The 11537-nt window shown below is 70.7% G+C and carries 6 protein-coding genes; 5 read left to right on the top strand and 1 reads right to left on the bottom strand.

The window, feature by feature from the left end:
• The first annotated feature begins 55 nt into the window (after positions 1 to 55).
• The 5 genes from aceF to paaZ all read left to right on the top strand — a co-directional run bounded on the left by aceF (position 56) and on the right by paaZ (position 10139).
• Positions 56 to 1366 (top strand): dihydrolipoyllysine-residue acetyltransferase, encoded by a 1311-nt coding sequence (aceF, locus tag miv_RS02480; RefSeq protein ID WP_207181269.1) that lies wholly within the window; start codon positions 56 to 58, stop codon positions 1364 to 1366.
• A 24-nt stretch (positions 1367 to 1390) separates the two neighbouring features.
• Positions 1391 to 3223 (top strand): dihydrolipoyl dehydrogenase, encoded by a 1833-nt coding sequence (lpdA, locus tag miv_RS02475; protein WP_207181267.1) that lies wholly within the window; start codon positions 1391 to 1393, stop codon positions 3221 to 3223.
• Between the two features lie 485 nt (positions 3224 to 3708).
• Positions 3709 to 5985, top strand: coding sequence for an NADP-dependent malic enzyme (locus tag miv_RS02470; protein ID WP_058620358.1), 2277 nt, complete (start codon positions 3709 to 3711; stop codon positions 5983 to 5985).
• Positions 5986 to 6208: 223 nt separating this feature from the next.
• The gene (locus miv_RS02465) at positions 6209 to 7966 is read left to right on the top strand and encodes a methyl-accepting chemotaxis protein (RefSeq protein ID WP_207181265.1); all 1758 of its coding nucleotides are present in this window, start codon (positions 6209 to 6211) and stop codon (positions 7964 to 7966) included.
• 142 nt (positions 7967 to 8108) lie between these two features.
• Positions 8109 to 10139 (top strand): phenylacetic acid degradation bifunctional protein PaaZ, encoded by a 2031-nt coding sequence (gene paaZ, locus miv_RS02460; protein ID WP_207181263.1) that lies wholly within the window; start codon positions 8109 to 8111, stop codon positions 10137 to 10139.
• A 155-nt stretch (positions 10140 to 10294) separates the two neighbouring features.
• Here the strand turns inward: paaZ and miv_RS02455 are convergent, their stop codons facing one another.
• Positions 10295 to 11536 carry an NAD(P)/FAD-dependent oxidoreductase gene (locus miv_RS02455; protein WP_207181260.1) on the bottom strand — a complete coding sequence of 414 codons (1242 nt, stop codon included), beginning with the start codon at positions 11534 to 11536 and terminating at the stop codon, positions 10295 to 10297.
• Between the last annotated feature and the right edge of the window lies 1 nt (position 11537).

The raw sequence follows: 11537 nt of genomic DNA, 5'->3' as shown, positions 1-11537 counted from the left end.
CGGGAATTCGATCTTCGTAAAGACGTATTAAGCAAATCAATCGGGAGAGTGCGCAGTGTCGATCGAGGTCAAGATCCCGGATATCGGTGATTTCAAGAACATCCCGATCATCGAGATCCTGGTGAAGGAGGGCGACACCATCGGGGCCGAGGACCCGATCGTGTCGCTCGAATCCGACAAGGCGACGATGGAGGTCCCCTCCCCGTCGGCCGGCGTGATCGAGAAGATCCTGGTCAAGGTCGGCGACACGGTGAGCGAGGGCAGCCCGGTCCTGCTCCTGAAGGGCGAGGCTGAAGCGAAGGCCCCGGCCGCCGCCGCTGCCGCGACCCCGAATGCCGGCGCGGCCCCCGCCGCCGACACCGCCGCCCTGATGCCGAAGCAAGAGCCCGATCCGGCCAAGCCTGCCGCTCCCCCGGTCCCGGCGGCGCCGGCCTCCTCGGCCCCCGACTTCTCGAACGTCCATGCCAGCCCCGCCGTGCGGCGGCTCGCCCGCGAGCTCGGCGTCGACCTCAACGGCATCAAGGGCTCCGGCGAGAAGGGCCGGATCACCAAGGAGGACGTGAAGGGCTCGCTGGTGCGCTCCGCCGCCCCGGCTGCTTCCGCTGGTACCGCGGTCGCCACCGGCAGCATGGGCATCCCGGAGATCCCGGCGGTCGACTTCTCGAAGTTCGGCCCGACCGAGGTCAAGCCGCTGCCGCGGATCAAGAAGATCTCCGGCCCGCACCTGCACCGCGCCTGGCTCAACGTGCCGCTCGTCACCCATTCGGACGAGTCGGACATCACCGAGACCGACGCCTACCGCAAGGAACTCGACACCGCCGGCAAGGACAAGGGCTACCGCGTCACCCTGCTGTCGTTCCTGATCAAGGCCGCGGTCTCGGCGCTGCGCCAGCACCCGGAGTTCAACTCGTCGCTGAGCCCCGAGAAGGACGCGCTGATCCTCAAGAAGTACTACAACATCGGCGTCGCCGTCGACACGCCGGACGGCCTCGTCGTCCCGGTGGTCAAGGATGCCGACCGCAAGGGCATCGTCGAGATCAGCCAGGAGCTCGGCTCGCTGTCGAAGAAGGCCCGCGACGGCAAGCTCGGCAGCGGCGACATGCAGGGCGCCACCTTCACGATCTCGTCGCTCGGCGGCATCGGCGGCACCGGCTTCACGCCGCTCGTCAACGCCCCCGAGGTCGCGATCCTGGGCGTGGTGCGCTCCAAGATGGCGCCGGTGTGGAACGGCTCCGAGTTCAAGCCGCGGCTGATGCTGCCGCTCTCGGTCTCCTACGACCACCGCGTGATCGACGGTGCGCTGGCCGCGCGCTTCACCCGCCACCTTGCCCACGTCCTCGAGGACGTCCGGCGCCTCGTCGTCTGACGAACCACGCAGCGAGGTGATCCGATGAGCAACGAAGTCCGTCTGCCGGATATCGGCGACTTCAAGAACGTCCCGGTGATCGAGGTGCTGGTCAAGGCCGGCGACACGATCGCGGTCGACGACACCATCGTCGTCCTGGAATCCGACAAGGCGACCATGGACGTCCCCTCCTCCGTGGCCGGCACGGTCAAGGAGGTGAAGATCAAGCCGGGTGACGCGGTCACGCAGGGCGACCTGCTGCTCGTGCTGGAGGGCGCCGGCGCCGGCGCCGCGCCGGCCAAGCCCGAGGTCGCCGAGAAGGCGGCCCCGGCAGCCTCCGCGGGCGGCTCGCCGCTCGCGGCGGGTGCGGGCCAGGCGGGCTACGGCTCGCCGGCCACGGCCGGCGGGACGGGGGCGTCCGCCGCGCCCGCCCCGAAGGGTGCGGCCCCGGTCTCCGGCGAGGCGATGCGGGCCGAGGTGCTGGTGCTCGGCGCCGGTCCCGGCGGCTACACGGCGGCGTTCCGCGCCGCCGATCTCGGCAAGAAGGTTGTTTTGGTCGAGCGCTGGGCGAGCCTCGGCGGGGTGTGCCTCAACGTCGGCTGCATCCCCTCGAAGGCGCTCCTCCACGCCGCCAAGGTGATCGACGAGAGCCAGGCGATGGCCTCGCACGGCATCAGCTTCGCGGCACCGCAGATCGACATCGATCAGCTGCGGAACTGGAAGGAAGGCGTGGTCAAGCGCCTGACCGGCGGCCTCGGGGGTCTGGCCAAGCAGCGCAAGGTGACGGTGGTGACCGGCACCGCCCGCTTCGTCAGCCCGCACCAGATCGCGGTCGAGCACGAGGGCAAGACGACGGTCATCGGCTTCGACAACGCGGTGATCGCCGCCGGGTCCGAGCCGATCAAGATGCCGTTCATCCCGCACGACGACCCGCGGGTGATCGACTCGACCGGCGCGCTCGAACTCGACGGGGTGCCGAAGCGGCTCCTGGTGATCGGCGGCGGCATCATCGGCCTCGAGATGGCGACGGTCTACCACGCGCTCGGGTCCAAGGTGACCATCGTCGAGCTGATGGACCAGATCATCCCGGGCGCCGACAAGGACATCGTCACCCCGCTCTTCAAGCGGATCTCGAAGCAGTACGAGGCGATCTACCTGAAGTCCAAGGTCACCGCCGTCGAGGCGCTGCCCGAAGGCCTCAAGGTCACGTTCGAGGGCGGCTCGGCCCCGGCCACCGACACCTTCGACAAGATCCTGGTCTCGGTCGGCCGCCGTCCCAACGGCAAGCTGATCGGCGCCGAGGCGGCCGGCGTCGCGGTGGACGAGCGGGGCTTCATCCCGGTCGACAAGCAGATGCGCACCACCGCCCCGCACATCTTCGCCATCGGCGACGTGGTCGGCCAGCCGATGCTCGCCCACAAGGCGGTGCACGAGGGCAAGGTCGCGGCGGAAGCCGCCGCCGGCAAGAACTCGTTCTTCGACGCCAAGGTGATCCCGTCGGTGGCCTATACCGATCCGGAGGTGGCCTGGGTCGGCCTCTCGGAAACCGAGGCCAAGGCCAAGGGCATCAAGGTCGGCAAGGGCGTCTTCCCCTGGGCGGCGAGCGGCCGCTCGCTGTCGCTCGGGCGTGACGAGGGCCTGACCAAGGTGCTGTTCGACGAGGAATCGAACCGCATCGTCGGCTGCGGCATCGTCGGCCCGTCCGCCGGCGACCTGATCGCCGAGGCCGCGCTCGCCATCGAGATGGGGGCGGATGCCGAGGATATCGGGATGACCATCCACCCGCACCCGACCCTGTCGGAGACGGTCGGCATGGCGGCCGAGGCCTTCGAGGGCACGATCACCGACCTCTACATGCCGAAGAAGAAGGCGCATTGAGGTGATGGGCGGGGCGGAGATCGCCTCGCCCCGCTTCCAGGCTTTCTCACCGAGGACGCGCATGTCCCCCTCTCCCCGCGGGCGGGGAGAGGGTCGAGCCCCCCTTGTCGGGGGCGAGACGAGGCGGCAGCCGATGGTGAGGGGGTCTCGACGAACGAGACTCTTCCGGAAACACCCCCTCACCCTCGCAGCGAACCTGCGGTTCGCAGCTCACTTCATCGACGACAAGGTCGATGAAGTCCTCTCCCCGCCCGCGGGGAGAGGGGAAACCTGCGCCTTCTTGAAGGTCGTCTGCGTCAGGGCGGCAAAGTCTAGCTTATCGTTCATCGCCCAGGCCGACGTAACAGCCGCGTGGTGCAACCCCGCATATCCGCGGAGATCACGACACTAACCTTGAGCGTTGCCATCCCGATCGGTGCCCTCGAACGGCACTGGCCGGGAAACGGCTCCGCGCGCCGCCATCCCACACATCAGGAGGACACCCCGTGGACGAGCAATTCGAGAAGGCCGCCCTCGACTACCACCGCTTCCCGACCCCGGGGAAGATCGCGGTGCTGCCGACCAAGGACATGAGCACGCAGCGCGACCTCGCGCTCGCCTACTCGCCGGGCGTCGCCGCCGCTTGCCTCGCCATCGAGAAGGACCCGGCCCAGGCCGCGGAACTCACGTCCCGCGGCAACCTCGTGGCGGTGATCTCGAACGGTACGGCGGTGCTGGGGCTGGGCAATATCGGCGCGCTCGCCGGCAAGCCGGTGATGGAGGGCAAGGGCTGCTTGTTTCGCAAGTTCGCCGGCATCGACGTGTTCGACATCGAGATCGACGAGACCGACCCGGACAAGCTCGTCGACATCATCGCGAGCCTGGAGCCGACCTTCGGCGGCATCAACCTCGAGGATATCAAGGCCCCCGAGTGCTTCGAGATCGAGACCCGCCTGCGTGAGCGGATGAAGATCCCGGTCTTCCACGACGATCAGCACGGCACCGCGATCATCGCCGCCGCGGCGATCCTCAACGGCCTCGAGGTAGTGGGCAAGAAGATCGAGGAGGTCCGCGTCGTCTGCTCGGGCGCCGGGGCGGCGGCCATCGCCTGCCTCAACCTGCTCGTCAGCCTCGGTCTGAACAAGGCGAACGTGCTGGTCACCGACAGCCGCGGCGTCATCTACCAGGGCCGCAACAACCTCGACGCCCAGAAGGCGCAGTACGCGCAGGTCACCGAGGCGCGCACGCTCGCCGACGCGGTGCCGGGAACTGATATCTTCCTCGGCCTCTCCGCGGCCGGCGCGCTGACGCCCGAGATGGTCAAGGGCATGGCCGACAAGCCGCTGATCCTGGCCCTCGCCAATCCCGAGCCGGAGATCCGGCCGGAAGCGGCGAAGGCCGTGCGCCCCGACGCGATCATCGCCACCGGCCGCTCGGACTATCCGAACCAGGTCAACAACGTCCTGTGCTTCCCGTTCATCTTCCGCGGCGCGCTCGATGTCGGCGCGACGACGATCAACGAGGAGATGAAGCTCGCCGCGGTGCGGGCCATCGCGGAACTCGCCCGCGCCGAGCAGTCGGACGTGGTGACGGCCGCCTACGGCACCCAGGACATCGCCTTCGGTCCCGACTACCTGATCCCGCGCCCGTTCGACCCGCGCCTCATCACCAAGGTGGCGCCCGCCGTGGCGCTCGCCGCCACCGAGAGCGGCGTCGCCACGAAGCCGATGCTCGACGTCGAGGCCTATCGCCGCTCGCTGGAGAGCCGGGTCTACACCTCCGGCACGGTGATGCAGCCGGTCTTCGCCGCGGCAACCGAGGCCGGGCGCACCCGCATCGCCTATGCCGAGGGCGAGGACGACCGGGTGCTGCGCGCCGCCCAGGTGGTGGTCGACGAGGGGATCGCCCGTCCGGTCCTGGTCGGCCGCCGCGAGGTGATCGCCGACAAGATGAAGGCGCTGGGTCTTCGCATCGAGGTCGGCCGCGACGTCGACGTGCAGGATCTCGACGACGAGGTTTTCCAGGCCGAGGCGACCGAGGGCTACTACGCCCTGCGCAAGCGCCACGGGCTGTCGCGCGGCGTGGCGCTCGCCGAGACGCGGCGCAACCCGACCGTGATCGGGGCGATGCTGCTGCAGCTCGGCAAGGTCCAGGGGCTGCTCTGCGGCGGCACCGGCTCCTATCACAGCCACCTGCGCCACGTGCGGGAGGTGATCGGCCTGGCGCCGAAGGTGCGGGCGCTGGCCGCCATGAGCCTGCTCCAGCTGCCGCGCCACACCCTGTTCATCTGCGACCCCTACATCCATCTCGATCCGGCCTCGGACGAGCTCGCCGACATGACCCTGCTCGCCGCGGCCGAGATGCGCCGCTTCGGCCAGACCCCGCGGGTCGCGCTCGTCTCGCATTCGAGCTTCGGCACCGCCCGCAACCCCTCCGCCTCCAAGATGCGCGAGGCCCTGCGGCTGATCACCGAGCGCGAGCCCGATCTCGAGGTCGAGGGCGAGATGCAGGCCGACGCGGCGCTGAGCCGGCCGCTGATGGAGCGGGTGTTTCCGGACTCGCGCCTCACCGGGGAAGCCAACCTCCTGGTGATGCCGAACCTGGACGCCGCCAACATCACCCTCAACGCCCTCAAGGTGGTGGCGGGTCAGGGCATCAGCGTCGGGCCGATCCTGCTGGGTGCGGCCGCCCCGGTCCACATCCTCACCCACACCACCACCGTGCGCGGCATCGTCAACATGACGGCGGTGACGGCGGTGGCCGCCGCCGCCCGGGCGGGCTGAGCCAAGACGATCCGGCCGCCGGGCGACGCCCCGGCGGCCGCCCCCCGAACCCGACGGAATGGGACCCGAACGCCGAAGCGAACGCAAGGTTCCATCGAAAAAATTGCGTTTCCACTATTTTTCTGACGCAATTTCCGCCGTATTCGCTGCCGCCTTACGCAGCGATCAAGGAAATCTCAATCCCGAGAGACGAGAAGGGGCGCTCCGGCCAGAGGGGAGTGTCATGAGTCTCGCGCGGAAGTTCGTCGGTCTATGTGCGGTCAGCCTGGTGTCGAGCGTGATGCTGGCTGGCGCGGTCGTCCTCTACCGACAGGCCGATGGACAGATCAAGACGGCGAACGAGAACCGCCTCGCCTCGATGCTGCTCGCCGACGAGCTGCGGCAGACCTCCGACGACCTGACGCGCCTGGGGCGGACCTACATCGCGACCGGCAAGCCCGGGTACAAACAGCAGTACAAGGACGTCGTCGATATCCGCGCCGGCCGGAAGCCGCGCCCGGTCGATTACCACCGCATCTACTGGGACTACGTCGCGGCCGGTGACGCGAAGCCGCGCCCGGACGGCGAGACCGTCTCGGTCGATACGCTGATGGACCGCCTCGGCGTGACGGGGGCGGAGAAGGAGAAGCTCGCCGAATCGGTCCGCAACTCCAACGACCTCGTGAAGGTCGCGAACGCCGCCATGAAGCTCGCCGAGAGCGGCGAGGCGGGGGCCCGCGACGAGGCGATCCGGCTCGTCCATACCGACGAGTACCATGCCGCCAAGGCGCGGATCATGAAGCCGATCGACGACTTCTACGGGATGCTGGACATCCGCACCAAGCAGGCGGTGGAGGACGGCGAGGCGCGGGCGCATCTCGCCTTCGCGCTGGTGATCGGCCTCCTCGCCGTCACGATCGGCTCGGTGGTGGCGCTGGCCTGGTTCGCCTACCGGGCGCTGGTGCGGGGCTACGCCTCGGTCGGGGCCGCGATGGGCCGGATCGCGGCCGGCGACTACGAGGCCGAGGTCCCGGGGACGCAGCGGCGCGACGAAGTCGGCGACATGGCCCGCAGCCTGGAATCCTTCAAGACCAACCTCGCGACCGATCTCGAGGCGCGCCACGCCCGGGAGAGCGAGGAGCGCCGGGTCGCCCGCCGGGCGCAGACCGCGTCCCTCGCCGACGCCTTCGAGGAGGCGGTGGGCGGCATCGCCCGGACGGTGGCGACCTCGGCGACCGAGCTGCAGGCCAGCGCGCAAGGCTTGTCGCGGCTCGCCGACGGCACGGCGGAGCGCTCCAGCGCGGTGACCCAGGCGGCGCAGGAAGCCTCCGTCAACGTCGCCACCGTGGCGGCGGCGGCCCAGCAGCTCAGCACCTCGGTCGGCGAGATCGCCCGCCAGGTCTCCGGCTCGGCCGCCCTCGCCAAGGAGAGCGTGGCCGAGGCGGCGCAGACCGCCGAGCTGGTGCGGACCCTGAGCCAGGCGGCGACGCGGGTCGGCGACGTGGTGGCGATGATCAACGGCATCGCCGGCCAGACCAACCTTCTGGCGCTCAACGCCACGATCGAGGCGGCCCGGGCCGGCGAGGCGGGACGGGGCTTCGCGGTCGTCGCGGCGGAGGTCAAGCAGCTCGCCACCCAGACCGCCAAGGCCACCGAGGAGATCTCGGCGCAGATCGGCGGCATCCAGGGCGCGACCCGGGAGGCCGTCGAGGCGATCGGCACGATCGCCGGCCGGATCGGGACCCTGAGCGACATCTCGACCACGATCGCGGCGGCGGTCGAGGAGCAGGGCGTGGCGACGCAGGAGATCGTCCGCAACATCAGCCATGCCGCCGCCGGCACCGGCGCGGTCACGACGACGATCCAGGGTGTCGCCGACGCGGCCGGCCAGACCGGCGGCGAGGCCGGCCGGATGCTCACCGTCGCCTCCTCGGTCTCGCGGGAGGCCGAGCATCTCAGCACCGAGGTCACCCGCTTCCTCTCCCGCATCCGCGCCGCCTGAGCGCCCTCCCCGCCGGACGGCACGGGCCGCGATCTCCCTGCGGGATCGCGGCCCGTTCGCGTTCCGAGCCCTGAACGTCCGCCCCCGCTTGACCAACCGGCCGGTCGGTCAATAATGGGCGCCAACGAACAGGAGGGACGCCATGCGGCTGGAGAGCTACGTCCAGGGACGCTGGATCGCGCCGGGGGGAGACTGGACCGGCATCCGCAGCGCCGTGACCGGCGCCGTGGTGGCGGAGGTCGCGGGCGGCGGGCTGGCGATGGGTGAGGTGCTGGACCATGCCCGCCGGGTCGGTGGTCCTGCCCTGCGCCGTCTCACCTTCCACCAGCGCGCCGAGATGCTGAAGCGGCTCGCAGCCTTTCTCAACGAGCGCCGCGACGGGCTCTACGCCCTCTCCCACCAGACCGGGGCGACCCGCACCGACAACCTGATCGACATCGACGGCGGCATCGGCACCCTGTTCGTCTACGCCTCGAAGGGGCGGCGGGAACTGCCGAACGCGACCTTCCTGATCGACGGGGCGGTGGAGCCGCTGTCGCGCGGCGGCAGCTTCGTCGGGCGCCACGTGATGACGCCGCGCCACGGCTGCGCCGTCCACATCAACGCCTTCAACTTCCCGTGCTGGGGCCTGCTCGAAAAGCTCGCCCCCGCGATCCTCGCCGGCATGCCGGTGGTGACGAAGCCCGCCACGATCACGGCTTACGTCGCCCATGCCCTGGTGCGGCTGATCGCCGAATCCGGCATCCTGCCCGCAGGCGCGCTGCAATGCGTGGTCGGCCCGACCGGCGACCTGCTCGATCACCTCACCGGCCAGGACGTGGTGTCGTTCACCGGCTCGGCCGAGACGGCGCAGCGGCTCCAGCGCCATCCGGTGATCGCCCGCGAGGCGGTGCATTTCGTGGCCGAGCGCGATTCGCTCAACGCCGCGATCCTCGCCCCCGATGCCGGGCCGGGCAGCCCGGAATTCGACCTCTACGTCAAGGAGGTCGCCAAGGAGATGACCGTCAAGGCCGGGCAGAAATGCACGGCGATCCGCCGGGCGCTGGCACCGCGCGAGCATGTCCCGGCGGTGATCGAGGCCCTGAGCCGGCGCCTCGCCGGGGTCAAGATCGGCGATCCCGCCCGCGAGGACGTCCGGATGGGGCCGGTGGTGGGCCTCGCGCAGCGCCGCGACGTGCTCGCCCGGGTCGAGGCCCTGCGGGCGGAGGCCGAGCTGGTCTTCGGCGATCCCGCCCGTCTCGCGGTCGAGGGGGCGGATGCCGAGGCCGGCGCCTTCCTGCCGCCGCTGCTCCTGCACTGTGCCGATCCGCTCCGGGCGCGCCAGGTGCACAGCCTCGAAGCCTTCGGCCCGGTCTGCACCGTGATGGGCTATGACGGGCTCGACGAGGCGGCGACCCTCGCCAATCGCGGCGAAGGGAGCCTCGTCGCCTCGCTCTACACCCACGATCCGGCAGCGGCCGCGGACCTCGTCTTCGGCATCGGCGCCTATCACGGCCGGCTCGTCGTCCTCGACCGCGACTGCGCCAGGGAGCAGACCGGCCACGGCTCGCCGATGCCGCACATGACCCATGGCGGCCCCGGCCGGGCCGGCGGCGGCGAGGAGCTCGGCGGCGTGCGGGCGCTGCACCACTACCTGCAGCGCACCGCCCTCCAGGGCTCGCCCGCGATGCTGAGCCGGATCACGGGAAGCTGGATCAAGGGCGCGCCGGAGGACATCCGCCCCGAGCATCCGTTCCGCTGCCACTTCGAGGACCTGGAGATCGGCCGCAGCTTCCACTCCGCCGAGCGGGTGATCACGCTCGAGGACATCGAGCATTTCGCCGAATTCACCGGCGACACCTTCTACGCCCATATGAGCGAGGAGGCGACGAAGGGCCATCCGTTCTTCCCCGGCCGCGTCGCCCACGGCTACCTGCTCCTGTCCTTCGCCGCCGGCCTGTTCGTCGATCCCGATCCGGGCCCGGTCCTGGCCAATTACGGGCTCGATTCCTTGCGCTTCCTCAAGCCGCTCCAGCCCGGCGAGGCGATCCGGGTGCGGCTCACCGCCAAGGAGAAATCGCCCCGCAACCCGCAATACGGCGAGGTACGCTGGGACGTGGAGATCCGGACGGCGGCGGGGGAAACGGCGGCAACCTACGAGTTGCTGACGATGAACGCGATGCGGGGGTCGTGAGCGGGGTGCCTGAACCCCTCCCCTCCGCGCAGAGCTGTCCGGGGAAACGAAGGGGCGGGGGTTTCACTTCTCTCCGGGGCGGGACGAGGATGTCCCGCGCCTTTTCCCGTTTCCCGGACAACCCTGCCGTAGAGCAAAATTGATCTGGGTAGGTCTCACCCGAACCGCCCCGCCCGCAAAGCCGCCACATCCACACCGGGCCGACGCCCGGCCAGCAGATCGGCCACGATCCGCCCCGTCCCGGCGCTCTGCGTCAGGCCGAGGTGGCCGTGGCCGAAGGCGTAGATCACCCGGGGGCTCGCCCGCGACGGGCCGATCACCGGCAGGCTGTCGGGGAGCGAGGGGCGAAAGCCCATCCACTGCCGGCCGCCCTCCGTGCGCAGGCCCGGCAGGAAGGCGGAGGCCTTCTTCAGCATCGCGTCGGCGCGGGCGAAGTTGGGCGGTCGGTGCAGGCCCCCGAACTCGACGGCGCCGCCGACCCGGATGCCGGTGGCGAGCGGCGTCACCACGAAGCCGTGGCCGCCGAAGGTGAGCTGGCGGCGCAGATCGAAGGCACCGGGCGGCAGCGTGGTGTTGTAGCCGCGCTCGGTGTCGAGCGGCACCCGGTCGCCGAGGCGGCAGGCGAGGTCCCGCGACCAGGCGCCGGCGGCGAGGATGCAGGCATCCGCGCTCAGGCTCGTGCCGTCGGAGAGCGTCAGGCGCACACCCTCCCCCGCGGGGGCGATGTCCCGCACCTCGCCTGTCGTGAGCGCAGCGCCCTTCGCCATCACGTCGGCGTGGAGCGCCAGGGCGAAACGGTGCGGATCGTCCACCGTCTTCCAGTTGGGCGTGAAGGTGCCGGCCACGAACCGCGGCGACAGGCCGGGCTGCAACTCGGCGAGGCGGGCGCCGCGGACATGTTCGAAGGCGATGCCCTCCCGCTCCCGCACCGCCCAGCCGGGCGCCGATGCGGCGAGTTCCGCCTCGCTCTCGTAGAGTTCGAGGTTGCCGTCATGGCGCAGCCGCCCAGTCAGGCCGGCCGCGTCCACCATCGCCGCCATGGCGTCCGCGGCGAGCCGCATCAGGCCGGACTGGACTTCCGTCGCGTGCCGGTGCCGGTCGGGCAGGCTGGCGCGCCAGAAGCGCACGAGCCAGGGCGCGATCCGCGGCAGGTAGGCCGGCGGCAGCGCCAGGGGCCCGAGGGGATCGCGCATCCAGCGCGGCGCCTTGCGCAGGATGCCCGGCGAGGCGAGCGGCAGCACGTCCGTGAAGGCGAGGGCCCCGGCATTGCCAAAGCTCGCCCCCTCGGCGATCCCGCCGCGCTCGATGAGCCGCACCCGCCGGCCCTCGGCCAGCAGGTGATGGGCGGTGGCGAGGCCGACGATGCCGGCTCCGACGATGACGACCTCGCGGGCCAAG

The organism is Methylobacterium indicum, from assembly GCF_017347565.1.
GTDB classification, from domain to species: domain Bacteria; phylum Pseudomonadota; class Alphaproteobacteria; order Rhizobiales; family Beijerinckiaceae; genus Methylobacterium; species Methylobacterium indicum.
The sequence above is the reverse complement of the archived record's forward strand: the minus strand, read 5'-3'. Positions and strand labels throughout refer to the sequence as shown.